The organism is Halomonas sp. BLK-85 (genome assembly GCF_044792155.1).
In the GTDB taxonomy this organism is placed as follows: Bacteria; Pseudomonadota; Gammaproteobacteria; order Pseudomonadales; family Halomonadaceae; genus Vreelandella.
Genome location: NZ_CP087731.1, coordinates 612,035 through 637,835 on the forward strand (window position 1 = coordinate 612,035; position 25,801 = coordinate 637,835).

General features: G+C 54.8%; 23 protein-coding genes and 3 tRNA genes. 21 read left to right on the forward strand and 5 right to left on the reverse strand.

Translation table 11 applies throughout. From position 1 onward, the window contains the following. The first annotated feature begins 32 nt into the window (after positions 1–32). The 4 genes from LL947_RS02670 (at position 33) to eno (ending at position 5,523) form a co-directional block, all read left to right on the forward strand. Entirely contained in the window at positions 33–1,451 is a 1,419-nt protein-coding gene (locus tag LL947_RS02670) for an FAD-dependent oxidoreductase (RefSeq protein WP_499833871.1), read from the forward strand. Between the two features lie 160 nt (positions 1,452–1,611). After that, positions 1,612–3,294, forward strand: coding sequence for a CTP synthase (pyrG, locus tag LL947_RS02675; protein WP_290821254.1), 1,683 nt, complete (start codon positions 1,612–1,614; stop codon positions 3,292–3,294). Positions 3,295–3,301: 7 nt separating this feature from the next. Next, positions 3,302–4,162 carry a 3-deoxy-8-phosphooctulonate synthase gene (gene kdsA / locus LL947_RS02680; RefSeq protein WP_290821256.1) on the forward strand — a complete coding sequence of 287 codons (861 nt, stop codon included), beginning with the start codon at positions 3,302–3,304 and terminating at the stop codon, positions 4,160–4,162. A 71-nt stretch (positions 4,163–4,233) separates the two neighbouring features. Next, the gene (gene eno, locus LL947_RS02685; RefSeq protein WP_290821258.1) at positions 4,234–5,523 is read left to right on the forward strand and encodes a phosphopyruvate hydratase; all 1,290 of its coding nucleotides are present in this window, start codon (positions 4,234–4,236) and stop codon (positions 5,521–5,523) included. 513 nt (positions 5,524–6,036) lie between these two features. Here eno and fdxA read toward each other — a convergent pair. Then, positions 6,037–6,360, reverse strand: a complete 324-nt coding sequence (gene fdxA / locus LL947_RS02690; RefSeq protein WP_290821259.1) for a ferredoxin FdxA — start codon at positions 6,358–6,360, stop codon at positions 6,037–6,039. A gap of 167 nt (positions 6,361–6,527) precedes the next feature. Next, positions 6,528–9,095 carry a DNA mismatch repair protein MutS gene (gene mutS, locus LL947_RS02695; protein ID WP_290821261.1) on the reverse strand — a complete coding sequence of 856 codons (2,568 nt, stop codon included), beginning with the start codon at positions 9,093–9,095 and terminating at the stop codon, positions 6,528–6,530. A 166-nt stretch (positions 9,096–9,261) separates the two neighbouring features. On the opposite strand from mutS, the gene LL947_RS02700 reads away from it, so the two are divergent. The 9 genes from LL947_RS02700 (at position 9,262) to LL947_RS02740 (ending at position 16,573) form a co-directional block, all read left to right on the forward strand. Then, on the forward strand, positions 9,262–9,774 hold the full coding sequence (locus LL947_RS02700) for a CinA family protein (RefSeq protein ID WP_499833872.1): 513 nt from the start codon (positions 9,262–9,264) through the stop codon (positions 9,772–9,774). A gap of 99 nt (positions 9,775–9,873) precedes the next feature. Next, positions 9,874–10,992 carry a recombinase RecA gene (gene recA, locus LL947_RS02705; protein ID WP_290821265.1) on the forward strand — a complete coding sequence of 373 codons (1,119 nt, stop codon included), beginning with the start codon at positions 9,874–9,876 and terminating at the stop codon, positions 10,990–10,992. Between the two features lie 3 nt (positions 10,993–10,995). Next, positions 10,996–11,457 carry a regulatory protein RecX gene (locus LL947_RS02710; RefSeq protein WP_499833873.1) on the forward strand — a complete coding sequence of 154 codons (462 nt, stop codon included), beginning with the start codon at positions 10,996–10,998 and terminating at the stop codon, positions 11,455–11,457. A gap of 193 nt (positions 11,458–11,650) precedes the next feature. After that, positions 11,651–14,260 carry an alanine--tRNA ligase gene (gene alaS / locus LL947_RS02715; protein ID WP_404416112.1) on the forward strand — a complete coding sequence of 870 codons (2,610 nt, stop codon included), beginning with the start codon at positions 11,651–11,653 and terminating at the stop codon, positions 14,258–14,260. 102 nt (positions 14,261–14,362) lie between these two features. Further along, positions 14,363–15,613 carry an aspartate kinase gene (locus tag LL947_RS02720; RefSeq protein WP_404416115.1) on the forward strand — a complete coding sequence of 417 codons (1,251 nt, stop codon included), beginning with the start codon at positions 14,363–14,365 and terminating at the stop codon, positions 15,611–15,613. 191 nt (positions 15,614–15,804) lie between these two features. Beyond that, positions 15,805–15,993, forward strand: a complete 189-nt coding sequence (gene csrA / locus LL947_RS02725) for a carbon storage regulator CsrA (protein ID WP_290821271.1) — start codon at positions 15,805–15,807, stop codon at positions 15,991–15,993. Between the two features lie 251 nt (positions 15,994–16,244). Next, positions 16,245–16,337: transfer RNA gene (locus LL947_RS02730), tRNA-Ser, on the forward strand. 28 nt (positions 16,338–16,365) lie between these two features. Then, positions 16,366–16,442: transfer RNA gene (locus LL947_RS02735), tRNA-Arg, on the forward strand. Positions 16,443–16,496: 54 nt separating this feature from the next. Then, positions 16,497–16,573: transfer RNA gene (locus LL947_RS02740), tRNA-Arg, on the forward strand. A 196-nt stretch (positions 16,574–16,769) separates the two neighbouring features. Here LL947_RS02740 and LL947_RS02745 read toward each other — a convergent pair. Then, on the reverse strand, positions 16,770–17,774 hold the full coding sequence (locus tag LL947_RS02745) for a tRNA dihydrouridine synthase (protein ID WP_404416119.1): 1,005 nt from the start codon (positions 17,772–17,774) through the stop codon (positions 16,770–16,772). A 172-nt stretch (positions 17,775–17,946) separates the two neighbouring features. Here LL947_RS02745 and LL947_RS02750 point away from each other — a divergent pair, with 172 nt between their 5' ends. The 3 genes from LL947_RS02750 to LL947_RS02760 all read left to right on the forward strand — a co-directional run bounded on the left by LL947_RS02750 (position 17,947) and on the right by LL947_RS02760 (position 21,515). Next, positions 17,947–18,204 carry an OadG family protein gene (locus LL947_RS02750; RefSeq protein ID WP_404416121.1) on the forward strand — a complete coding sequence of 86 codons (258 nt, stop codon included), beginning with the start codon at positions 17,947–17,949 and terminating at the stop codon, positions 18,202–18,204. Between the two features lie 165 nt (positions 18,205–18,369). Beyond that, a complete protein-coding gene (oadA, locus tag LL947_RS02755; RefSeq protein WP_404416124.1) occupies positions 18,370–20,178 on the forward strand; it encodes a sodium-extruding oxaloacetate decarboxylase subunit alpha in 1,809 nt (602 codons plus the stop codon). Positions 20,179–20,192: 14 nt separating this feature from the next. Beyond that, entirely contained in the window at positions 20,193–21,515 is a 1,323-nt protein-coding gene (locus tag LL947_RS02760; RefSeq protein ID WP_499833874.1) for a sodium ion-translocating decarboxylase subunit beta, read from the forward strand. 108 nt (positions 21,516–21,623) lie between these two features. On the opposite strand, the gene LL947_RS02765 is transcribed toward LL947_RS02760, so the two are convergent. Next, a complete protein-coding gene (locus tag LL947_RS02765; RefSeq protein ID WP_290821282.1) occupies positions 21,624–22,256 on the reverse strand; it encodes an IMPACT family protein in 633 nt (210 codons plus the stop codon). Beyond that, complete coding sequence (locus LL947_RS02770) at positions 22,256–22,660, reverse strand: LexA family protein (protein WP_499833875.1); 405 nt, start codon at positions 22,658–22,660, stop codon at positions 22,256–22,258. Before LL947_RS02770 ends, LL947_RS02765 begins: the two co-directional genes overlap by 1 nt. 250 nt (positions 22,661–22,910) lie before the next feature. Here LL947_RS02770 and ccmA point away from each other — a divergent pair, with 250 nt between their 5' ends. From ccmA to ccmE, 5 genes are read left to right on the forward strand one after another with little or no spacing between them, the layout of a single operon-like run. Then, complete coding sequence (gene ccmA / locus LL947_RS02775; RefSeq protein ID WP_290821286.1) at positions 22,911–23,531, forward strand: cytochrome c biogenesis heme-transporting ATPase CcmA; 621 nt, start codon at positions 22,911–22,913, stop codon at positions 23,529–23,531. 54 nt (positions 23,532–23,585) lie between these two features. Next, entirely contained in the window at positions 23,586–24,290 is a 705-nt protein-coding gene (gene ccmB, locus LL947_RS02780) for a heme exporter protein CcmB (protein ID WP_290821328.1), read from the forward strand. Between the two features lie 12 nt (positions 24,291–24,302). Beyond that, on the forward strand, positions 24,303–25,043 hold the full coding sequence (locus tag LL947_RS02785) for a heme ABC transporter permease (RefSeq protein WP_290821288.1): 741 nt from the start codon (positions 24,303–24,305) through the stop codon (positions 25,041–25,043). Next, complete coding sequence (gene ccmD / locus LL947_RS02790; protein WP_404416132.1) at positions 25,044–25,277, forward strand: heme exporter protein CcmD; 234 nt, start codon at positions 25,044–25,046, stop codon at positions 25,275–25,277. Beyond that, positions 25,274–25,783 carry a cytochrome c maturation protein CcmE gene (gene ccmE, locus LL947_RS02795; RefSeq protein ID WP_404416134.1) on the forward strand — a complete coding sequence of 170 codons (510 nt, stop codon included), beginning with the start codon at positions 25,274–25,276 and terminating at the stop codon, positions 25,781–25,783. The genes ccmD and ccmE overlap by 4 nt, the downstream gene beginning before the upstream one ends. Positions 25,784–25,801 lie beyond the last annotated feature (18 nt).

Sequence of the window (25,801 nt, forward strand, 5' to 3'; positions counted from 1 at the left end):
GCTGATGCCGAATCGCCGAGAGGAAAATGATCATGGCTAATCGATTGAAGAATGACTTCCAGTTTGTTGATGTAGGACGTCAGGATCCACAGAAGAAAGATGCGCGCTCACGGGCAAAGGAGTTCGCTGAAATATACGAACCCTACAAGCCCACAGATGCGGCCAGTCAGGCGCATCGCTGCCTGCACTGTGGTAATCCCTACTGTGAGTGGAAATGCCCGGTACACAATTACATTCCCAACTGGTTGCAGTTGGTGGTGGAAGGCAACATTCTCGAGGCCGCGGAGCTCTCGCATAAAACCAACTCACTGCCTGAAGTGTGCGGACGGGTTTGCCCGCAGGACCGTCTGTGCGAAGGCGATTGCACCCTGAACGATGGTTTTGGTGCAGTGACCATCGGATCCATTGAGAAGTACATTACCGATACGGCGTTTGCCATGGGTTGGCGCCCGGATTTATCCAAGGTGGTGTGGACAGACAAGAAGGTTGCGATCATTGGCGCAGGCCCCGCCGGGCTCGGCTGCGCTGATATTCTGGCGCGCAACGGTGTCAAGCCAGTGGTGTTTGACAAATACCCGGAGATAGGCGGCTTGCTGACTTTTGGTATTCCAGAATTCAAGCTGGAAAAGAACGTCATGGAGCGCCGTCGGGCAGTGTTTGAAGAAATGGGCGTTGAATTCCATCTGGACACCGAGATTGGTACCGATGTCGAGTTTGAAACCCTTCTGCAGGATTACGACGCTGTCTTTTTGGGCATGGGCACTTATAAATATATGGAAGGGGGCTTTCCCGGTGAAGACTTGCCCGGCGTCTACAAGGCTCTGGATTTTCTGATTGCCAACGTTAATCGTTGCCTGGGCTTTGAAAAAGACCCATCGGACTATATCTCGATGGAAGGCAAGCGCGTTGTAGTGCTGGGGGGTGGTGATACGGCCATGGATTGCAACCGTACGTCGATCCGTCAGGGGGCTACCAGCGTCAGCTGTGCCTATCGTCGCGATGAAGAAAACATGCCCGGCTCACGCCGTGAAGTGGCCAATGCCCGTGAAGAGGGCGTTGAGTTCATGTTCAATCGTCAGCCGGTTGCCGTTATGGGTGAGGAGCAGGTTGAAGGCGTAAAGGTCGTGCGTACCCGTCTGGGTGAGCCTGATGAAAATGGGCGCCAGCGTCCTGAGGTGGTGCCAGGTTCCGAGGAAATCATTCCCGCAGATGCGGTGGTGATTGCCTTTGGTTTCCAGGCCAGCCCGGCTCCATGGTTCACCACGTCAAACATTGCGGTGGATGAGCGTGATCGCGTCAAGGCACCTGAACATGGTGAGTTTGCCTTCCAGACCAGCAATGAGAAGATTTTTGCTGGGGGCGATATGGTACGTGGTTCTGACCTTGTGGTGACCGCTATCTATGAAGGTCGCCAGGCAGCGGAAGGTATCCTCGACTACCTGGGCGTCTGATCAACTTCGCCGGTCGGGCATGTCATGGTGATGGTCGATGTCATGATATGCCCCGAGCGCCGTTGTTCAATTGAGCCTTTAGGCTTACTCTGCTATCCTGTCCTCCCATCCTGGTGTGGCTTTCTGCTGTGCCTATTGATCACGTTTCGACAGGTTTTCCATGACACGATATATCTTCGTGACCGGTGGCGTTGTGTCCTCGCTTGGCAAGGGAATCGCATCCGCTTCACTGGCGGCGATTCTTGAGGCGCGCGGCCTAAAAGTCACCATGCTCAAGCTCGACCCTTACATCAACGTCGACCCGGGCACTATGAGCCCCTTCCAGCATGGCGAAGTTTTCGTCACGGAAGATGGTGCCGAGACCGATCTTGATCTGGGCCATTATGAGCGTTTTATCCGCACCAAGATGACCCAGAGTAATAACTTCACGACCGGTCGTGTCTACGAGCACGTGCTGCGCAAGGAGCGGCGTGGTGACTATCTGGGCGGAACGGTCCAGGTCATTCCACATATCACTGATGAAATCAAACGTCGTGTCTATGCCGGCGGTGAAGGTTTTGACGTGGCCCTGGTGGAAATCGGCGGAACTGTGGGTGATATTGAATCATTGCCATTTCTCGAGTCGATCCGCCAGATTCGTAGTGAACTGGGCGCCCAGCGCGCCCTCTTCATGCACCTCACCCTGGTGCCCTATATCGCCACGGCCGGCGAGACCAAGACCAAGCCGACCCAGCACAGCGTCAAGGAACTGCGTTCTATTGGTATCCAGCCGGATATCCTGATCTGTCGCAGCGAGGTGGAGCTTGAGGAGGCCGAAAGACGCAAGATCGCCCTGTTCACCAATGTGGAAGAACGTGCCGTGGTGCCGCTTCAGGATGCCGATACCATCTATCGTATTCCGCTGATGCTGCACGAGCACGGGCTGGATGAGATCGTCTGCAACAAATTCAATCTTCAAGCAGGTGAAGCCGATCTGTCTGATTGGGTGCGGGTGCTGGATGCCAAGCTCAACCCTCTGAAGTCGGTCAGCATTGCCATGGTGGGCAAATACATGGAATTGCTTGACGCCTACAAGTCGCTTAACGAAGCCTTGATTCATGCCGGCATCCAGGACCGTATCAAGGTCAACGTTGATTACATTGATTCAGAAGATATCGAGCATCATGGCACTGAACGCTTGGCGGGCAAGGATGCGATCCTGGTGCCTGGTGGTTTTGGCGAGCGTGGCGTGGAAGGCAAGATCCTGGCGGCCCAGTTTGCCCGCGAGAACAAGGTGCCCTATCTGGGGATCTGTCTGGGCATGCAGGTGGCGGTGATCGAATATGCGCGCAATGTCGCCGGTTGGGAAGATGCCAACTCCACCGAATTTACTCACCAGACCCAGCATCCAGTGGTTGGCCTGATCACTGAATGGCTCAATGCCGAAGGCAGGATTGAACTGCGTGATGCGGCATCAGACCTTGGCGGTACCATGCGCCTGGGAGGGCAAGTGTGCCATCTGGAAGCCGGCACTCGAGCGAGAGCCGCTTACGGCGCCGATGAAATTGTTGAGCGCCACCGTCATCGCTTTGAAGTCAATAACCAGTTTGTGGATGCGCTGGCAGACGCTGGGCTGGTTATTTCCGGCAAGAGTGTTGATCAATCCCTGGTGGAAGTGATCGAACTGTCCGACCATCCCTGGTATGTGGCCTGTCAGTTCCATCCTGAATTCACCTCCACGCCACGCGATGGGCATCCGCTTTTCAGCGGTTTTGTCAACGCAGCACTGGAGCACAAGACGGCGCGAATTCGCCACCAGTCCGCGACCCAGACGCCGTCAACCGCAGGGCATAACGAGGAGTAAGCGTTGCATGACTTTCCCGCAACCTGCAGAACGCCATATCAACATTGCCGGCCTAACCGCCGGCAATTCTTTGCCTTTGATGCTGTTGGGCGGCATGAATGTGCTGGAAAGCCGGGACCTCGCCATGGAAGTGGCGTCGGCCTACGTCGAGGCTAGCGCCAAGCTTGGCATCCCCTATGTGTTCAAGGCCAGCTTTGACAAGGCCAATCGTAGTTCGATTAATTCGTACCGTGGCCCAGGGCTTGAAAAGGGCCTGGCCATTCTGGCGGAAATCAAGGAACGCTTTGGCGTGCCGATCATCACCGATGTGCATGAGCCCTGGCAGGCAGCGCCGGTGGCTGAAGTGGCAGATATCATTCAGCTACCGGCCTTTCTGGCCCGCCAGACCGATCTGGTGGTCGCCATGGCGCGCACAGGTGCCGTGATCAATATCAAGAAACCCCAGTTTCTGGCGCCCCACGAAATGCGTCATATCCTGAGCAAGTGCCAGGAAGCCGGCAATGATCAGCTGCTGCTGTGTGAGCGTGGTTCAAGCTTCGGCTATAACAATCTGGTTGTGGATATGCTCGGTTTTGGGGATATGAAGCAGACCGGTTTTCCGGTTTTTTTTGATGTGACCCACGCGTTACAGCGCCCCGGGGGTCGAGCCGACAGCGCCGATGGTCGCCGCGCTCAGGTGGCTGAACTGGCGCGTGCTGGCGTTGGGGTGGGTTTGGCAGGTGTTTTTCTGGAAGCCCATCCAGACCCGGATAACGCCAAGTGTGATGGCCCCTGTGCCCTGCCGCTGGAGCAGCTGGAGCCTTTTCTTAGTCAGCTGGTGCAGTTGGATACGCTGGTAAAAGGGTTTGAGCCCTTGGTGATCCGCTGAGAGAGTGATTGAAACAACCAGTTTCGTACTTTAGTACCCATGATGTTAACACCAACAAAAAGGATGGCTTGATGACTAAAATTGTCGATATTCGTGCGCTGGAAGTACTTGATTCACGTGGTAACCCTACTGTCTCAGCCACGGTTCGCCTGGAAAGTGGCGCGGTTGGCGAAGCCTGTGCCCCGAGCGGTGCGTCTACCGGTTCGCGTGAGGCATTGGAACTGCGTGATGGTGACGCGTCACGTTATCTGGGCAAAGGCGTTCTGAAAGCAGTTGAAGCGGTTAACGGCCCGATTCATGATGCTTTGCTGGGTGTGGATGCGCGTGATCAGCGCGGCCTCGATAACGCCATGCTGGCGCTGGATAACACCGAAAACAAAGCCAATTTGGGCGCCAACGCCATACTGGCGGTATCGCTTGCGGCTGCCAAGGCAGCGGCCAATGCCAAGGGTGTGCCCTTGTACGCGCATATCGCCGAGCTTTATGGACAGCCGGGTCAGTACAGCATGCCGGTTCCCATGATGAACATTCTCAATGGCGGCGAACATGCTGACAACAACGTGGACATTCAGGAGTTCATGGTGCAGCCCGTAGGGGCGGCCACCTTCCGTGAAGGCCTGCGTATGGGAGCAGAAATCTTCCACGCTCTCAAAAAAGTCCTGGCGGCGCGGGGCCTGTCGACCTCGGTGGGTGATGAAGGCGGCTTTGCGCCCAATCTGGCTTCTAACGCCGAGGCGCTGGCAGTAATCAAGCAGGCCGTTGCCGATGCGGGCTATCGTCTGGATGAAGACGTTACCCTGGCGTTGGACTGTGCTTCTTCCGAGTTCTACCAGGATGGCCAGTACAACCTTTCTGGCGAAGGCAAACATTACGATGCTGAAGGTTTTGCCGATTACCTGGCCGGGCTGTGCGCGGACTACCCGATTGTTTCTATCGAAGACGGTATGGATGAGTCAGACTGGGATGGCTGGAAAGCGCTGACCGACAAGCTGGGTGATAAAGTGCAGTTGGTGGGTGATGATCTTTTTGTTACCAATACCAAAATCCTCAAACGCGGTATCGATGAACACATCGGCAACTCTATTTTGATCAAGTTCAACCAGATTGGCTCATTGTCAGAAACCCTGGATGCGATCAGGATGGCACAGGATGCTGGCTTTACTGCGGTTATTTCTCACCGTAGTGGTGAAACGGAAGATACCACTATCGCGGATCTGGCGGTGGGTACCCGGGCTGGGCAGATCAAGACAGGTTCTTTATGCCGTTCCGACCGGGTTGCCAAATACAACCGTCTGCTGACGATTGAAGCCGAGCTGGGTAATGTCAGCTATCCGGGCCGCCAGGCGATCAAAGGGCAATAACAGGTGTGTTGCACTAGCCGAGTAAGAGATAGCTTCAATTTTTGTAAGATATTTCCTACAAACGGTGTCGTCATTTACGCAAAATAAAGTCGTTAGAAGCAATTGTTTACCATTTTTGTTGGTAACTAATTGTTTTTACATTGAATATCACACAAAACGGGCTCATCAGCCCGTTTTGTGCTTTCGGGACGCCCTTGAGCCAACCGGTAAATCTGCCACACTTATTATATGGACAAGGGGAGGCAGGGATGCTTTCAAGCAGGATGCAACGGGATATACAGATACGCTGAGTGAGATAGGGAATATTGGCCTTGGCAGGGAATGTATCTGAGGATAGTAGGCATAGTGAATGCCTGTGGATTTGCTGGGAGCGGGCGGCCTTCGGGCCGCTTTTTTGTGCGCGTAATAAAATTCTGGCTGACATTTTTCAGGCGGTGGCGACACCCGTGCCGCAAATCACGTGTTTACTGGCGTTCACACAAGGTGCCGCGCCACTACCTGAATAAAGTCAGGTTAGCGTTCGAGCTTTTCCAACTTGCCCTTCTTGCCATCCCATTCTTCCGCATCGGGTAATGGGTCTTTTTTCTCGGCAATATTGGGCCATACATCTGCCAGCTCGGCATTGAGTTCGATAAACTGTTCCTGGCCATCAGGCAGTTCATCCTCTGAAAAAATGGCTTCTGCAGGGCACTCCGGCTCGCAGAGGGCGCAGTCTATACACTCATCAGGGTGAATGACGAGAAAGTTGGGGCCTTCGTAAAAACAGTCGACCGGGCAGACTTCCACGCAGTCGGTGTATTTGCATTGAATGCAATTCTCGGTCACGACAAACGTCATCGTTAACTTCCTCTTCAAGTGCTGGTTATGTCGTCAGGTAGCATACCCAGACTGGTTTGATAACTTTTGGATATAAAATTCATTTTTTATATAAATAAAGAGTTGTATTTTAGAGGCTGACAGCTGCTCGCAGCAAGTACCTGTACCCGTAATGGGTGATTATTCTATTACACCCGCTCCCGCCACTGATATAGCAATTCAAGTGCCTGGCGAGGTGAGAGTTCATCAATTGCGAGACTTTCCAGGGCTTCCACTACGGGGTGGGGCACCTGGGAAAAAAGGTCATCCTGTAGCGGTGCTGTCTGCGCGCTTGAGGCCTTGGGCAGGGCTTCGTTGTCTGGTTTTTCAAGGCTGTGCAGGGTTTCCCTGGCACGCCGAATGACGCTGGAAGGTACGCCTGCCAGCTGGGCAACCTGAAGGCCATAGCTCTGGCTGGCAGGGCCCGGCTCAATACGGTGCATGAATATGATGCGGTCGCCGTGTTCAGTAGCTGTTAGATGAATATTGGCGACACTGTCGGCATGTTCCGGCAAAGCGGTCATTTCAAAGTAGTGTGTGGCAAATAGCGTCAAGGCACGCAGTTTGGCGAGATGTTCCGCGCTGGCCCAGGCCAATGAAAGACCATCGAAGGTGCTGGTGCCCCGGCCAATCTCGTCCATCAGTACCAGGCTTTGAGAGGTCGCGTTGTGCAGGATGTTGGCGGTTTCGGTCATTTCAACCATAAAGGTTGAGCGCCCACCCGCCAGGTCATCGGAGGAGCCAATACGGGTGAAAATACGATCAATCGGGCCGATTTCTGCTGCATCGGCAGGTACAAAGCTGCCGCAGTGAGCCAGTAGGGTGATCAGCGCTGCCTGGCGCATGTAGGTCGATTTGCCGCCCATGTTGGGGCCAGTAATAATCAACATGGCCTGTTTTGGGTGGAGGTTGACATCGTTGGGTACAAAAGGTGTTTCGCTGACTTGCTCAACCACTGGATGGCGTCCGGCACGAATGCTGATGCCGGTGTCTTCCGCAAGCGCCGGGCGCACCCAGTCCAGTGCATCGGCGCGCTCGGCAAAAGCGCACAGGACGTCCAGTTCCGCCAGGGCACGAGCGCTGGCCTGAAGCGCATGCAGGTGTGTGTTGAGTTCATCCAGCAAACGTTCATACAGCCATTTTTCACGACTCAAGGCGCGTGATTTAGCGGACAGCGCCTTGTCTTCAAATTCCTTTAGTTCAGGAATGATAAAACGCTCGGCATTCTTGAGGGTCTGGCGTCGAATATACTCGGCCGGGGCCTGTTGGGCCTGGGCGCGGGGAAGCTCAATAAAATAACCATGTACCCGATTATAGCCGACCTTAAGGTGGCTAAGCCCGGTGCGTTCGCGCTCACGTGTTTCCAGAGCGATCAGGTAGTCGCCGGCGTTTTCGGCCAGACCGCGCTGCTCGTCAAGCTCGTCATCAAAGCCCTTGGCAATCACACCCCCTTCACGGATGACGACAGGTGGGTTCTCAACGATGGCTCGCTGCAGGGTATCGCCAAGCACCGGATAAGGCTGGATATGGGAGCGCAGACGGTCGATGATACTGCCACTTTCCACTTGGCTTAGCAGTGTCTGCAGCTCTGGCAGGGTGGCCAGCGCGTCACGAAGTCTGGCCAGGTCCCTTGGTCGAGCGCTGTAGAGTGCCACACGGGAAAGAATACGTTCTACATCGCCGACAGCGTTGAGCGTCTCGCGCAGGCCCAGGTAGGCAACATCAAGCTGCAGAAGTGCAACCCCGGCCTGGCGATCATGGATGATGTCACGCTGGCGCAGGGGGCGGTTGAGCCAACGTTTCAACAGGCGTGAACCCATGGCGGTGGCACAGGTGTCGAGTACGCTGGCCAGGGTGTTTTCGCTGCCCCCGCCGAGGTTGGTATCGATCTCCAGGTTACGTCGGCTGGCGGCATCAATCACCACCGCATCGTCTCGGTTTTCAACCCTGATCGAGGTGACATGTGGCAGGCGAGAGCGCTGAGTATCGCGGGCATAATCGATCAGAACGCCAGCGGCAATCAGGGCCGTGGTAAGGTGTGCGCAGCCGAAGCCACGCAGATCCTGCACGTCAAACTGATCACACAGGCTCCGGGTGGCACTGTCCAGATCATACAGCCACTCTCCCTGGCGGCGCAGGCCAGGCTGGACGGAAAGCGGTTCTGGTAGCGCGAGATTTTCCGGCACCAGCAGCTCTGCCGGCGACAGCCGGGTCAACTCAGCAAGCATCTCTTCGTCACTTTCAAGCTCCAAAAGGCTGAACTGTCCGCTGGAAAGCTCCAACCAGGCGATTCCCCACTGGGTTTGATGAGAGGCAATGGCGGCCAGGACGTTATCGCGGTGAGCATCCAGCAGGGCCTCATCGTGCAGGGTCCCAGGGGTGACGATGCGCACTACCTTGCGCTCTACCGGGCCCTTGCTGGTGGCCGGGTCGCCAATCTGCTCGCAGATAGCGACGGATTCTCCCGCGTTGACCAACCGTGCCAGATAACCTTCCGCACTGTGGTAGGGCACTCCCGCCATAGGGATAGGTTGGCCGCCTGACTGGCCACGCTGGGTAAGAGTGATATCGAGAAGGGCGGCAGCGCGCTTGGCGTCATCGAAAAAAAGCTCGTAGAAATCCCCCATGCGATAAAACAGCAAAACATCAGGGTGTTCGCGTTTGATATTCAGGTATTGAGCAATCATCGGCGTGTTTGCCGGGCTGGTATTGGCCATGAATGTCCTGAAATAAGCTGGGCGCACGCTTTATACTGGCTTGCGCGCGGTTCCGTGAATTAGGTTCTACGCTTGAATGGATAAACGCTTGGGAAAGCGGCCATTCTTTAGCTACGCAAAAGCCGTTATTCTACGCTGAAGTCATCACTGACATGAAGGAGTGAGCATGGAGCCAAGCGTTGAAAGCCTGAAAAATCTGGATCTGACCTTGTTGGCGCAGCGGTTGGGCAAACTATGCCAGCAGCACCAGCTTGAGATTGCGACGGCAGAATCCTGTACTGGAGGTGGTATTGCCAGTGCCATAACGGCGGTGCCAGGAAGTTCAGCCTACTTTGCAACCGGTTATGTGACCTATTCCAATATGGCTAAAACCCGTCTACTGGGAGTGGAAGCTTCGACACTGGCCAGTGAAGGTGCGGTCAGTGAAGGCGTTGTCAAGGCCATGGTGGCCGGTGCCTGCCAGGAAAGCGGTGCCGACCTTGCCGTGGCCGTGAGCGGCGTGGCAGGTCCTGACGGCGGTAGCCCGGACAAACCCGTGGGGACCGTCTGGCTGGCATGGGGGAGTCTGCAGGCCCAGCAGGCGGAATGTCTGCATTTCCCTGGCGACCGCCACGCTGTGCGTGAACAGACGGTGCGCCAGGCGTTGGCGACCTTGATCCTGTCAATCAGTGAGCGGTAAGCAGCGAACTGCGAATAATACGCGCCAGAGCATTTGTTTATGGTGGAAAATTTGGCATACTACTGGCTAGTTATACAGCATCTTATGAGGAGTTTTTAAATGGCTCAGGACGAAAACCGCACCAAGGCGCTCAACGCAGCGCTCAGCCAGATTGATCGTCAATTCGGTAAAGGCACTGTTATGCGTCTGGGTGATACGCCCCGCGTGGTGATGCCGTCCGTGTCCACAGGCTCCTTGGGGCTGGATATCGCCCTGGGCATCGGTGGTCTGCCGTTCGGCCGTGTCTGCGAAATTTTCGGCCCGGAATCCTCCGGTAAAACCACGCTGACCCTGTCGGTGATCGCCCAGGCGCAAAAGCAGGGTAAGGTATGCGCCTTTGTGGACGCCGAGCACGCACTGGATCCTAGCTATGCCGAAAAGCTGGGTGTCAATCTCGATGATCTCCTGGTATCTCAGCCCGATACCGGTGAACAGGCGCTGGAAATTACCGATATGCTGGTTCGTTCCGGCGGCGTTGATGTGATTGTCATCGACTCGGTAGCGGCCCTGACGCCACGGGCGGAAATTGAAGGCGAGATGGGGGATTCCCACGTCGGCCTGCAGGCCCGTCTGATGTCACAGGCGCTGCGCAAGATCACTGGTAACATCAAGAACGCCAACTGCCTGGTGGTGTTTATTAACCAGATTCGCATGAAGATCGGCGTCATGTTTGGCAGCCCGGAAACGACGACCGGGGGTAATGCGCTGAAGTTCTATGCCAGCGTGCGCCTGGACATTCGGCGTACTGGTTCGGTCAAGTCCGGTGATGAAGTAACCGGTAATGAAACCCGTGTCAAAGTGGTTAAAAACAAGGTGGCGCCACCGTTCAAGCAGGCCGAGTTCCAGATTCTCTATGGCAAGGGGATCTATCACGCCGGTGAAGTGATTGATCTGGGCGTACAGTGCAACCTGGTTGATAAAGCCGGTGCATGGTACAGCTATAAAGGCAAAAAAATTGGTCAGGGTAAGGCGAACTCCGCCCAGTATCTGGAAGACCACCCGGAAATCATGGAAGAGATTGAAAGCCAGATCCGTGGTCAGCTGCTTGCCCCGCCAGAGCCTAATGACAAGGATCTGGAAGAAAAACCCGTGAAAGAAAAAGCCAGTGGTAAAAAAGCTTCAAAGGCAGCCGCCTCGGATGAGACAGCCTTTGAACCCGACAGTGGGGATCTGCTGTAATTTATGGGATGGGGTAAAGAGCCACCTTCACCTCGTGAAATGGCCATTGCTCTGCTGGCCCGGCGCGAGTATTCCCGCGCCGAGCTAGCGACACGTTTGCAGGCCAAGCAGATACCTGCTGATGACATTGCCCTCTGCCTGGATGAGCTGGCCGATAGAGGCTGGCAGTCTGATGCGCGTTTTGCGGCCAGCTTCATACGTACGCGTGTGCTGCGTGGGCAGGGCTGGCGGCGTATAGAAAACGACCTTCGCCAGCGCGGGGTTGATGGTGACATTATCCGTGCAGCGCTGGATGACGTGGTTGAGCAGGAAGCCATCGACTGGTTTGAGCTGGCCCGTGACGTGTTGGTAAGACGGTTTGATTCGCCCGGGCAGACTCCCAAAGAGCGTGCCAGGCGTGAGCGTTTCCTGCTGGGGCGCGGTTTTGACTACGAACAGATCCGTTACGCCTTATCATGCCTTTGATACCCGCGTAAATCCTGTAGCTTCTTTCCTTTAGGATGCTGTGAGAACCCCGTGCCAGGGGTTTTTCAATGCCTTCTCCTTCCCTGCCGCTTTAGTCATTTGACAACTACGCTATAATAGCTTTTTTTGCGACCCCTTTGGGTAGCGGTTAGATCGCCCTGGGGCATGACGCCATCTCGTTAACGGATACCCTATGAAAAGCGCAGCCATCAGACAGGCCTTTCTTGATTATTTTGAACATCACGGGCATACGCCGGTAGCGTCCAGCTCACTGGTGCCGGGCAATGATCCGACCTTGCTGTTTACCAACGCCGGCATGGTGCCATTCAAGGATGTCTTCCTGGGGCGCGATCCGCGTCCCTATGTCCGCGCCGTTTCCGCCCAGCGTTGTGTTCGGGCGGGCGGTAAGCATAACGACCTGGATAACGTTGGCTATACTGCGCGACATCATACGTTTTTCGAGATGCTCGGCAATTTCAGCTTTGGCGACTACTTCAAGCGCGATGCCATCAGCTTTGCCTGGAACTTTCTGACCCAGACATTAGGGCTGCCGAAGGAAAAGCTCTGGGTGACGGTGCATATCAGTGATGACGAAGCAGAAAAAATCTGGAAGGACGAGATTGGCATAGACCCCGAGCGCTTTTCCAAGCTGGATGAAGATAACTTCTGGCAGATGGGTGATACGGGCCCTTGCGGACCAAGCTCAGAAATCTTCTATGACCATGGGCCAGAAGTGTGGGGTGGCCCGCCGGGAAGCCCGGAAGAAGATGGTGATCGCTATATCGAAATATGGAATCTGGTGTTCATGCAGTTTGACCGGGATGCGGCAGGCAATATGAACCCGCTTCCCAAGCCTTCGATTGATACCGGCATGGGGCTTGAGCGGGTAGCGGCGGTCATGCAGGGCGTGCACTCCAACTACGACATTGATCTTTTTCAGAATCTGCTCAAGGCCTCGGCACAGGCAACGGGTCACGCCGACATCTCGACACCATCGCTGCGTGTAATTGCTGATCATATCCGCTCCTGTGCGTTTCTGATTGCCGATGGCGTGTTGCCTTCAAACGAAGGGCGTGGCTATGTGTTGCGTCGGATTATCCGTCGCGCGGTGCGTCATGGTCACAAGTTGGGGGCAAACGAACCCTTCTTCCACACTCTGGTGGAAGCACTGGATGTGGAAATGGGCGATGCCTACCCGGAGCTGCGAGAGGCAAAAGCCCAGATTGCGCGTATTCTGCTCAAGGAAGAAGAGCAGTTTGCACGCACGCTGGACCACGGCATGGGGTTGTTGGAAGCCGCGCTGGATGAGCTGGACGGTAAGGTGCTCCCTGGTGCGACCGTGTTCAAGCTGTATGACACCTATGGTTTCCCCTATGACCTGACGGCTGATGTGTGTCGAGAACGGGGCGTTAGTCTGGATGAGGAAGGCTTTCAGCATGAGCTGAACGCCCAGCGTGAGCGTGCCCGTGCTGCCAGCCAGTTTGGAGCTGACTACAGCGCCACAGTGGCGCTTGACGGTGAAACCATTTTTAGTGGCTATGATCAGCTGGAAGACGACACCCGGGTGACGGCGCTTGTTGATCATCAGGGTAACGAAATGGCATCGCTTGACGCTGGGCAAAAAGGCATCGTCGTGCTTGAGCGGACGCCTTTCTACGGCGAGTCGGGCGGTCAGGTGGGCGATACCGGCTATCTGCACTTTGCCAGCGGGCGTTTTCAAGTGACGGATACCCAGAAACAGAGCGGCCATCACCTTCATCATGGTGTGATGGTGGAAGGTTCGCTTAATGTGGGCAGCCAGGTTCATCCCCAGGTGGATGCATCGTTGCGGGCGGCTACTGTACGAAACCACTCGGCCACCCACCTGCTGCACAAGGCCTTGCGTATGGTGCTGGGTGACCACGTGCAGCAGAAAGGCTCGTTGGTAACCGCTGAGCGGCTGCGTTTTGACTTCAGCCATTTTGAGCCGATGACAACGGAAGAGCTCAGGGAAGTCGAACGATTGGTGAATGAGCAGATTTTGGCCAATGCACCCACCAAAACCGAACAGATGACGCTGGACGAAGCCAAGGCCAAAGGTGCTGCAGCGCTGTTTGAAGCCAAGTATGCAGATAATGTGCGCGTGCTTACCATTGGCGCCGATGATTTCTCGATTGAATTGTGTGGCGGCACCCATGTGGCACGAAGCGGTGATATCGGTTGTTGTCACCTGGTGTCTGAGGCGGGCATTGCCTCAGGGGTACGGCGTATTGAAGCGATTACCGGCGAGAACGCGCTCAATTATTTCTATCAACAGGAAGCGCGCGTTCAGTCTGTGGGTGAGCGCCTCAAGGTCAAACCGGAGCAGGTGGAGGCGCGGGTAGACGCTCTGCTTGAACGCAACCGTCAGCTGGAAAAACAGCTCGAGCAGCTCAATGCCAAGCTGGCAAGTGCTGCAGGCAGCGACATGCTGGCTCAGGCGCAGGATATACAGGGTGTGAAACTGATCGCGACACAGCTTGAAAACGTAGCGGGTAAGGAGCTGCGCAATGTCATGGATCAGCTGAAAAACAAGCTGGGCTCTGGTGTTATAGTTCTCGGTGTGGCTGACAAGCAAGCGTCTAAAGTCAGCCTGATTGTCGGTGTAACCCAGGACCTGACGGACAGCATCAAGGCGGGTGAACTGGTCAATCACGTCGCTTCCCAGGTAGGCGGTAAAGGGGGCGGTCGTGCTGATATGGCACAGGCAGGTGGCAGTCAGCCGGATGCCTTGCCCGAGGCCTTGAAGAGTGTTTCAAGCTGGTTGGACAACAAGCTCCATTAACCGAGAGGCCGGTGACATTGATGTTACCGGCCTTTATAGTTATGGCTATAAAGTTTTTAAATACTTCATACTTCAGTTCCGAACGCAACAGGAAAAACCTATATGGCACTTTACGTTCAGAAGTTTGGCGGTACCTCGGTGGGGTCTGTCGAGCGCATCAAGGCTGTAGCGCAAAAGGTAAAAGGTTTTCGTGACCAGGGCCATCAGGTAGTGGTGGTCGTGTCGGCAATGAGCGGTGAAACCAATCGCCTGACTGACATGGCAACAGCCCTTAACAGTGATCCCTCGCCGCGCGAAATGGATATGCTGCTCTCGACCGGTGAGCAGGTGACCATTTCCCTGCTCGCCATGGCATTGCAAAGCCTTGAAGTGCCAGCTACTTCGCATACTGGCGCGCAGGTGGGTATCCATACCGACCAAGCCTATACCAAGGCGCGAATCCAGCGCATTGAGACAGATGACCTGCGCGAAGATCTGGATGATGGCAAAGTGGTTGTCGTGGCCGGCTTTCAGGGCGTTGACGAGGAAGGCAATATTACCACGCTTGGCCGTGGTGGTTCAGACACCACTGGGGTAGCGCTGGCCGCCGCACTGGGCGCAGATGAGTGCCAGATCTATACGGATGTTGATGGTGTTTACACCACCGATCCGCGTGTATGTTCCAGGGCTCAGCGCCTGGAAAGAATTACGGTTGAAGAAATGCTGGAACTGGCAAGCCTGGGCTCAAAGGTGTTGCAGATCCGTGCGGTAGAATTCGCTGGTAAATACAACGTTCCCCTGCGGGTGCTGTCGAGCTTTGAAGACGGCCCTGGTACGCTTATTGTTGCAGACTCTGACCAAGACGAGGACTCCATGGAAGAACCGCTGATCTCCGGTATCGCGTTTACCAAGAACGAAGCCAAGTTGACCCTTCTGAATACGCCCGATGTGCCAGGCGTTGCCTCACGCATCCTGGGGCCGATTGCGGATGCCAATATTGAAGTCGATATGATCGTCCAGAACGTGGCGCCTGCGGGTGATTATACTGACTTTACCTTTACCGTTGCCAAGGGTGACTACAAAACGACCAAGCGTATTCTGGAAGACACTGTGATGCCTGATCTGGGCGGCGGTGAACTGCGTGGTGATGACAATATTGCCAAGGTTTCGCTGGTGGGAGTCGGTATGCGTTCTCACGCCGGTGTCGCTTCCAAGATGTTCCGCGTGTTGGCTGATGAAAACGTCAACATTCGCATGGTCTCAACGTCGGAAATCAAGATTTCTGTTGTCATTGACGAAAAACATATGGAACTGGCAGTGCAGGCACTTCACGAGGCTTTTGGCTTGAGCAAGTCTGATATTGAATCCGAGTGAACAGGCACGGCTGAATGATCAGTTGACAGAAAGCTCATTACTGTAAGGTATTGAGCTTTCTTTCATTGCGGGCTTGATGTGTTATATTTGTTGTACCAAAAGTGAAATATCGTGTCATGCCCGTATAGGGTTTCGTATTTCGCTGGTGGATACCCCGTTGCATACAAGAACGTCTGAGAAGGAGATCAGCCATGCTCATCTTGACCCGCCGAGTCGGCGAAACCCTTATGATTGGTGATGACATCACAGTAACCGTGCTGGGTGTTAAAGGTAATCAGGTAAGAATCGGTGTGAATGCGCCGAAGGATGTTTCTGTCCATCGTGAAGAAATATACCAGCGCATCCAGCGTGAACGTTCCGTTGATGCGAACGATGAATAGGTTGATTCTGACTTATTCGCAGGATTGGAAGTAGTTGTGACATGCTATTGTGCAGCACTGGTATGGAACGGCGTTGTAAAGCTGAGTGGGCGGGGTCGTATGAGAACACGCAACGTGTCTTCATTGGGTAAGGCGGTAGTGGTCTTGTCGGCGGCGAAGTTTACGTCCACTCTCGCATGATAACTGAAAAAAAGTGTCATAAGCCTGGACAAGACACAGCAAAATCGGTAATATTCGCGCCGTGCCGTTAAGGAGAGGTGGCCGAGTGGCTGAAGGCGCTCCCCTGCTAAGGGAGTATAGGGTTTGTAGCCCTATCGAGGGTTCGAATCCCTCTCTCTCCGCCATATGGCACAGTTCGGTCTGGATCAATATGCGCCCGTAGCTCAGCTGGATAGAGTATCTGACTACGAATCAGAGGGTCGGAGGTTCGAATCCTCCCGGGCGCGCCATTCCAGCTTTAGATCCTGAACTTATCGAGTTTATACACCTGAACGTTTTGTTAAGCGCCCGTAGCTCAGCTGGATAGAGTATCTGACTACGAATCAGAGGGTCGGAGGTTCGAATCCTCCCGGGCGCGCCAGATTCATAACCCGCTTTCTGTTGAAAGCGGGTTTTCTGATTGTATTGTTCATAGAAGTACTTCTTGCCCTTTTGCGATCCTGTCTGGATATCGAATCGCCCGGTTAACGTTTTCCTGTAGCTGGATCAGCTGTCGCTCGCGGCTGATCCTGCGATCGTGTAGCGCCCTCTCGCCTATCGGCGTCAGGGCGCTTTTTTTATACATGGGTCGTTATATCCGGTGTTTGAATCAGGGCTTTATGCGGTTTTCTTTCAGAGACTTCACTGCTTGCAAGAGCCTGCAGCAGATCGTCAAGTCGAGTGATGCGCTTGAGATGTTGGAAGTGCGCATTTGCCTCAGCGTTGCCCTGGCGCATCTGTGCCAGCCATTGTTTGACCAAAGAGGTAACTACTTTTTCAGGCAGTTTCTGGCATTGTAAGTCTGCGTAGGTGCAGAGAGTCTCGGCGCGCATCCGCCATGTGGTTTCCGGCAGGCGCTGACCGGTAGCTTGCCAGTGACGAATGCGTGGAGCCAGCCAGGGGTCGGCAAGAGCGGCACGGCCAAGCATGACATCATCGCAGCCTGACAGAGTGCGTGCCTTCCAGTAATCTTCCAGTGTCCATATATCGCCGTTCGCCACGACGGGAATCTTGATGTGCTGGCGTATTCGGCCAATCCACTCCCAGTGGGCGGGAGGGCGGTAGCCTTCATCCCGTGTGCGGCCATGAACTACCAACTGGGAAGCACCTCCCGCCTGTGCGGCCTGGGCGCACGCAACGGCTTGAAGGCGGTTGGAAAAGCCCAGTCGTATCTTGGCTGTCACTGGGATGTCGCCATCCAGTGCATCAGCCACCGCGCGGACAGCATCGAAAACCCTTTCCGGATCACGTAACAGGGCCGCGCCACCATCGTGGCGGTTGACAAGTTTGGCAGGGCAGCCAAAATTCATGTCAATGCTCAGCGCTCCCAGTTCACGTGCTTGACGCGCGTTAGCAGCAAGTGTCAGCGGGTCTGAGCCAAGCAGCTGCAAATGTACAGGGACGCCGCTAGGTGTTGCCACGGGTGACTGTTTTAATGATTGCAGGAGCTCCGGGCAGTGCTTGTAGAACACACGGGGAGGCAGGCGAGCATCAATGACACGTACAAATTCGGTAACCGTCCAGTCAAATCCGGCTTCGCGGGTCAGGAGATCACGTGTCAGAGCATCAATGACACCTTCCATTGGGGCTAGGCCTATTCTGCCTTTATGTAGTAAATTAACAACGTTGACTTCCACTATGGCGCCATTGCATTCGAATCTGAGTATGGCAGTTTAGTGTACCATTTTTATTGCGCCATTCATGGCTTCACCTCTTTTTGCTGGTCAATAAGGCTTGAGACGAGGAGTGACTCTGATGCAAGATAATGACTTACTGACGGAAGGCCTCGCCCTGATGGGGCTAGGCATGGGGTTTGTATTTGTTTTCCTTACAATTCTGGTAATCACTGTAACGCTGATGTCGATTGTGATCAGGCGCTTTCAGCCTGCCACTGTCAATTCGCCCTTACAGAACACGCCAAAGGCCAAGCCTGCTGCTGTCGGGCAAAACGATGAAGCCATGGCGGTTATCAGCGCTGCTGTGCATCGTTATCGTCGCCATAAGGGGCGCTAGAGAAAGGCGGGTATTGTTTGCTTGCTAAGCTACGTAAATTAATTACATGATGGGCGCCAGACAAGCGCCTCCGGCTAAGCTCGGGCGGATGCGGCAACGGGTTGTCCAATACCCCCCTCTTACGATCCATTTCTACTGATTCACTTGCCAATGCGAGAAAACGTCATGAAAGAGACGAAGCGCCCTTTGGGTATTACTGATGTCGTGCTGCGCGACGCCCACCAGTCGCTTTTTGCCACCCGGATGCGCCTGGATGACATGCTGCCGATTGCAGAAAAGCTTGACCGGGTAGGTTTCTGGTCGCTGGAGTCCTGGGGCGGCGCCACCTTTGACGCCTGTATACGCTATCTTGGCGAAGACCCGTGGGAGCGGATTCGCGCCCTGAAAGAAGCGATGCCCAACACGCCACAGCAGATGCTGTTGCGGGGGCAGAATATTCTGGGGTATCGCCATTATGCAGATGACGTCGTGGACCGCTTTGTCGAGCGCGCCAAGACGAATGGTGTCGATGTCTTTCGCGTATTTGACGCGATGAATGATCCACGCAATCTTGAACGTGCCATCAAGGCAGTACGTAACGTCGAGGGGCATGCTCAGGGTACCATTTCATACACGGTAAGCCCGGTACATACTCTGGATAGCTGGGTGGATCTGGCCAGGACCATCGCCGATATGGGGGCAGATTCCCTTGCTATCAAGGATATGGCCGGGCTGTTGACGCCTTACACAGCGTTTGATCTGGTCACCCGCCTGAAGCAGGAACTGTCGATACCGGTGCATATGCAGTGTCACGCCACGACAGGGCTTTCAACATCGACGATTCTCAAGGCAATGGAAGCCGGTATCGATAACGTCGATACCGCCATTTCGTCGATGTCAATGACCTATGGCCATAGCCCAACCGAATCTGTAGTGGCCATGCTCAAGGAGACTGACCGAGATACCGGCCTTGACCTTGAGCTGCTTGAAGACATTGCGGGTTACTTCCGTGAAGTGCGCAAGAAGTACGCGGCGTTTGAAGGCTCTCTGAAAGGTATTGATTCGCGGATATTGGTGGCTCAGGTGCCGGGTGGCATGTTGACCAATATGGAAGGTCAGTTGAAGGAACAGGGCGCGGGCGACAGGCTTGATGATGTGCTGAATGAAATTCCCCGCGTGCGTGAAGATCTGGGCTTCATTCCTCTGGTGACGCCAACCTCTCAGATTGTGGGGACCCAGGCGGTGATGAACGTGATGATGGGCGAACGCTACAAATCCATTTCCAAGGAAGTTCAGGCACTTTTAAAAGGTGAGTATGGGGCTGCCCCGGCGCCTTTTAACGACGAACTGCAAAAACGTGTTCTTGAGGGCGGCGAGCCGATTACCTGTCGTCCGGCCGATAATCTCCAGCCAGAAATGGACAAGCTGAAAGCGGAGCTTGAGGAAAAAGCCAAGGCAGAAGACATTCGCCTGGCAGAGGGTGAGCGTCAGGTAGACGACGTGCTGACCTATGCGCTTTTCCCCCAGATTGGCCTCAAGTTTCTGAAAAATCGAGATAATCCGGATGCCTTTGAGCCTGTGCCGCAGGCACAGGATAGCAAGGGTCCAGGTGTGCCTGCTAAAACCCAGGTGGTTGAAACACCGGCAGTTTCGCATGAACCTGAAACCTATACTGTCAAGCTGAATGGTAAAGCCTATGTGGTAGAGGTGGCTGAGGGTGGCGAGATCGCTGACGTTCAGCAGCAAAGTGAAGCGCCTTCATCAGCGGCATCGCCTGCCCCCAGTGGCGAGGCTATTAACGCACCGCTGGCCGGTAATATCTTCAAAGTCAATGTCAGGCCGGGTGACGTCGTGGCAGCGGGTGATGTGGTCATCATTCTTGAAGCCATGAAAATGGAAACCGAAGTGCGTGCCTCGAGTGGCGGTACGGTATCCGCCGTGAAAGTCAGTGAGGGCGATAGTGTCTCCGTTGGCGATGCACTGATCGAACTCTAAGAGGTTTTCGTACTATGGATAAGTTAATCACGTTATGGGAAGGCTCAGGGCTTTATAACCTTGAGCTGGGTCAGGCGGCGATGATTGTGGTTGGGCTCCTGTTGCTTTATATGGCAATCCATAAGAAGTTTGAGCCTCTGCTACTGGTACCCATTGGTTTCGGCGGCATATTGGCCAATATTCCTGAAGCGGGCCTGGCCATTTCAGCGCTTGACCAGGCTATTGACGTTGCCAAGCCAGCGGTCTTGCAGCAGCTCGCACAGGCCCTGGGGGTGGTTCTCAACCCACTGGATGATGTTGAAAGTTGGCGTGAAGTGCTGAAAAGTGTCGCTTATGGCGATACATCAGCAGAGGCACTGCGTGCTGCCAGAGATATCGCCACCAACGTTGGGTACAGCGATGGCATGCTTTACAGCTTTTATAGCGTGGCCATTGCCTCCGGTATTGCACCTTTGCTGATTTTCATGGGCGTAGGGGCGATGACCGACTTCGGGCCGCTGCTCGCCAATCCGCGTACCCTGTTTCTGGGGGCTGCTGCCCAATTTGGTATTTTCGCTACTCTGTTTGGTGCCGTAGCGCTTAGCTCAATGGGCATCATGGACTTTTCGCTCAATCAGGCGGCAGCTATCGGTATTATTGGCGGGGCTGATGGGCCAACCTCCATCTATGTGGCCAGCGTACTGGCGCCTGAATTGTTGGGGGCCATTGCGGTTGCTGCCTATGCCTACATGGCTCTGGTGCCCTTGATTCAGCCGCCGATCATGCGCCTTTTAACCTCGCAAAAAGAACGTGAGATCACCATGACGCAGCTGCGTCCTGTGTCAAAACTGGAAAAAATTGTCTTCCCGCTGATGCTATTGGTGCTGGTGGCACTCTTTCTGCCAGATGCGGCACCGCTGCTGGGAATGTTCTGTTTTGGCAATCTGATGCGCGAGTGCGGCGTAGTAGAGCGCCTTGCCGATACGGCCCAGAACGCATTGATCAACATAGTGACGATCGTATTGGGACTTTCAGTTGGTTCCAAGTTAATGGCAGAAAGTTTCCTGTCGGTAGAAACCCTGGGTATTCTGGGTCTGGGAATGGTGGCATTTGCCATCGGGACATCAGCGGGGGTCCTGATGGCCAAGCTGATGAATCTGGTGAGCCGGATGCCGATCAACCCCTTGATCGGGGCGGCAGGTGTGTCGGCTGTTCCGATGGCAGCCCGAGTCGCCAACAAGGTTGGGCTTGAGTCCAACCCTCATAACTTCCTGCTGATGCACGCCATGGGGCCCAACGTGGCCGGCGTGATTGGTTCTGCGGTTGCCGCTGGCGTGATGATCAAGTACCTGGGGTAAAAGTCATTGGAGTAGAAGGTCTTACACCCTGGTAGCGTGAACGTTTTGCTTCAGGACAATTGAAATACGGTATGTGCAGAGATTGCATATGCCGTATTTTTTTGCCCGCTATGGTGAGGCAGTTTGGGAAGTGTCGATGACGACTGTGCTTTTGAGACGGTTTTCCAGGGGGCTGAGGTCAAGGGATCTGTCGCGTGGCCAACCGAGGGCCAGTCTGACGCCGTCGCCATCATAGTCAGCGCTGAGAACGGGCAGGGCATTTTCAGTGCACCAGGCGCGGACATCAGCCTCTTGGGCAAAGCTTAACCGTAAGGTTAGCGTGTCGCACTCAATGATTTCACGGGTGTGAATGCCGTCAAGCGCCTGGCTGACCGCCTGGGCGTAGGCTCGGGCCAGCCCGCCCGTTCCCAGCTTGATGCCACCAAAATAACGGATCACCACGCAACCTATCTCACCGATACCACTGCCGTTCAATACCTGGAACATGGGGCGACCCGCCGTGCCACCCGGTTCACCATCATCAGAAAAGCCGATGGCCGTCTGCTCGCCTGGAGGGCCGGCAACAAAGGCGCTGCAGTGATGGCTGGCGTTGGGGTGAGCGGCTTTTGCGGCCGCTACCAGGGAGTGCAGAGCATCCGGAGAAGGCGTATGTGCCAGCCAGGCAATGAACTGACTTTTTTCAATGTCGATTTGATGGCTATGCCAACTATTCGCTTCCAGCGCGGGAACGGGATAACGCATTAATGCTCCGTTAGACAGTGTCCAACTCCCATGACAAGGTTAAGTACCTGAATGTCCTGATTGCGCAGGTGGATAGCAGGCATGCTGTCATCCTGCGCGAGCAGGTAGAGGCCATGGCGGTCAATACTCAGGTGTTGTAGCTTGATCGGCTGATGATTGATTTCTGCGCTGACAGTTTCCTCGGCGGCGCCCGTCTGACTGCGACGGATGATGATGACATCTCCATCATGCAGGTCGCAATCCTGCATGCGATCACCGCGCACTCTGACAGCATAAGTGGTGTGTCGTCGTGTGGTATTTGCAGTGCAGGAAAGTGCTGATTCCCTGCCTCTGGTCCATCCTCGGTTCACATGGTGAGAAGAAGAGGGGGCATGGTCAACGGAAATGGCAGTCGTGGCGCTCATTGATAGTCTCCAGCATCAGGGCGATGGACATAAGCAGGCGATCAGTCTACGGTCATGCTTAAATGACATGTCTTTCTATACAGTACTTTCAGTATACATGGTTTTCTATACAGTTCCAGCAGCCGTTATATCTGGCTGTCAGGGTGCAGTTGCCCGTGTTACTGCGACCCGGCGCCGCAGTGGGTGACTGGCGGGATAGACGCTTTCCGTGTAAAGTTTGTTACATAATTAATTGTGTCTGGAGCGCGCCTTGAGTCTGTCCCTGCAAGCCCGCCACCTTGCCTGCGAGAGAGATGAACGCTGGCTCTTCAAGGGCCTTGATGTGGATATTTGCAGCGGTGAAGTTGTCCGGATCGAAGGGCCAAACGGCAGCGGCAAAACCACTTTATTAAAAATTCTTTCCGGGCAGTTGACTGACTACCATGGTGAGCTGATCTGGAATGGTGAGGTCATGCGCCATGTGCGTGAACATTTCCTGGCCAATCTTTTGTATCTGGGTCACTCACCAGGCGTTAAGACCGGATTAAGTGCACTTGAAAATCTGGCCTGGTACCAGGCGCTGGACGGCCAGCGGGATAATGAAGCTGCCGCCTGGGAAGCGCTGGAAAGTGTCGGGTTAGCCGGTTTTGAAGATGTACCTGCCGGTCAGCTTTCTGCTGGTCAGCAACGCCGTATTGCATTAGCCAGATTAACCCTGACGCCTCGTATTCTCTGGGTGCTGGATGAGCCATTCACTGCCATAGATCGCCACGGCGTAGCTGCACTTGAAGCGCAATTGGTTGCACACGCCAATAAGGGCGGCTGCGTTATCGTTACGACCCACCATGAGTTATCATCCTCACCCGCCTTGCGTCGTATTCAGCTTGGGTAATCATGAAGGAGAAAAGTGGTGTTGCAGCCTGAAACCGCGAAACTTGCCCCAGGTCTGAAGCCGCATCTGAAAGAACCGTCAGAAAATCTTTTATTGGCCCTCAAGGCAACACTCAAGCGCGATCTGGTATTAATGCTACGTCGCCGTGGAGAAGTACTGAATCCGCTGGTGTTTTTTGCCCTGGTCATTACGCTGTTTCCGATTGGTATCTCACCAGACCCTGAGTTGTTGGCGATCATAGCGCCGGGGCTCCTGTGGGTGGCGGCTTTATTGGCGGCACTTCTGTCACTGGATAGCCTGTTTCGCAGTGATTACGACGACGGTAGCCTGGAGCAGCTTTTGCTGGCCCCTCAGCCATTATCTGCATTAGCCTTGGCTAAAGTCGCGGTTCATTGGCTGCTAACAGGGCTTCCACTGGCGCTAATGGCGCCGATATTGGGTATAATGTTAGCGCTTCCCGGGGGGAGTTATGTGGTTCTGGCTGTTTCACTGGCGCTGGGCAGCGCGATACTCAGCCTGATTGGTGCCATAGGCGCGGCCTTGACGGTTGGCCTGGCACGCGGTGGTGTGCTGTTATCCCTTTTGGTGCTGCCGCTTTATATTCCGGTGCTCATTTTTGGGGCGGGTGCTGTTCAGGCGGCGATTGCCGGTGATCCAGTCACCGCCCATCTGGCCATTCTGGGGGCACTGCTGGCGGTGGCGCTGATGCTGGCACCCTGGGCAATTGCAGCATCATTGCGAATCAGTATTAACGGTTGAGGGCACGCGAACATGTGGTCTTTTATACATAAGCTTGGGTCACCTAAGTGGTTTTATCGGATTAGTGCAAAACTGCAACCCTGGTTCTGGGTGGCCGCTGCGGGTCTGATTGTGGTCGGAACCGTCTGGGGTCTGCTGTTCGCGCCTGCGGATTATCAGCAGGGCAACAGTTTCCGGATTATCTATGTGCATGTGCCCGCGGCTTTCCTGGCCCAGTCGATATTTGTTTCCATGGCCGTGGCCGGGTTGGTCTTCATGGTCTGGAAAATAAAAGTCGCTGATATGGCGGCGGCCGTTATGGCACCTCTTGGCGCCGCGATGACGTTTGTGTCGCTGTTTTCCGGCGCTGTATGGGGCGTTCCTACCTGGGGTACCTGGTGGATGTGGGATGCGCGGCTGACATCCATGTTGATCCTGCTGTTTCTTTACCTGGGTGTGATTGCACTCAGGGGCGCTTTCACCAGTCGTGACAGCGCCTCCCGTGCGGCATCGGTACTTGCCATGGTCGGTGTGATCAACATCCCAATTATCAAATACTCGGTGGATTGGTGGTATACCCTGCACCAGCCCGCCACCTTCACAATTACGTCACGCCCGGCCATGCCCATGGATATGTGGTTACCGCTGCTGATCATGGTACTGGGTTTTTACAGCTTTTTTATTGCTCTGACCCTGATGCGGACACGCAACGAAATCTTGCGCCGTGAGTCGAACAAACGTTGGGTGCGTGAACTGGTTGAGGGGGCAAAATAAATGGCATTTGACTCTTTTGCTGAATTTATTGCCATGGGAGGCCATGGACCTTACGTCTGGTCTTCCTGGGCCATCACGCTGTTGTTGATCCTGGGGCTGGTATGGCATGCACGCGTCGAGCGTCGTCAGCTGGTCGAAGGTCTTAAACGCCGTGCGCGAAGAGAACAGGCACGCCAACAGCAAGGCGATAGCCAGGCAACGCTTTATCCAGTCGATCAAGGGGGGTCGTCATGACACCTAAACGCAAGCAGAAACTTTTCGTGATTCTTGGCCTGGTGTCCTTAACCGCCATTGCGGTGGGGCTGACGCTGTATGCCCTTAGAGCCAATATCAACCTTTTTTTCAGTCCTGTGCAGATAGCTCAGGGTAATGCCCCCATGGAGCGTACGATTCGTGCCGGTGGCATGGTCAAGGAAGGCACGGTGGCGCGTGATTCCGAGACCCTGAACGTCGAATTTGTGGTGACCGATTACGTGGATGACCTGGATGTCTATTTCAGCGGTATCCTGCCTGACCTGTTCCGTGAAGGTCAGGGGGTAGTGGTGGTCGGGCAGTTGCAGGCGGATGGACGCTTCCGTGCTGATGAAGTACTCGCCCGGCACGATGAAAACTATATGCCGCCTGAAGTGGCTGAAGCTCTGAAAGAAGCAGGGTACGAGCCTGCAGACTATCAGGCAAAAGCAGCAGAAATTGGCAAGCGCCTTGACGCCCAGGGTGTCCCCGAAGCGAGCGATTACTGATGCGGCCTTTGTCAGCCT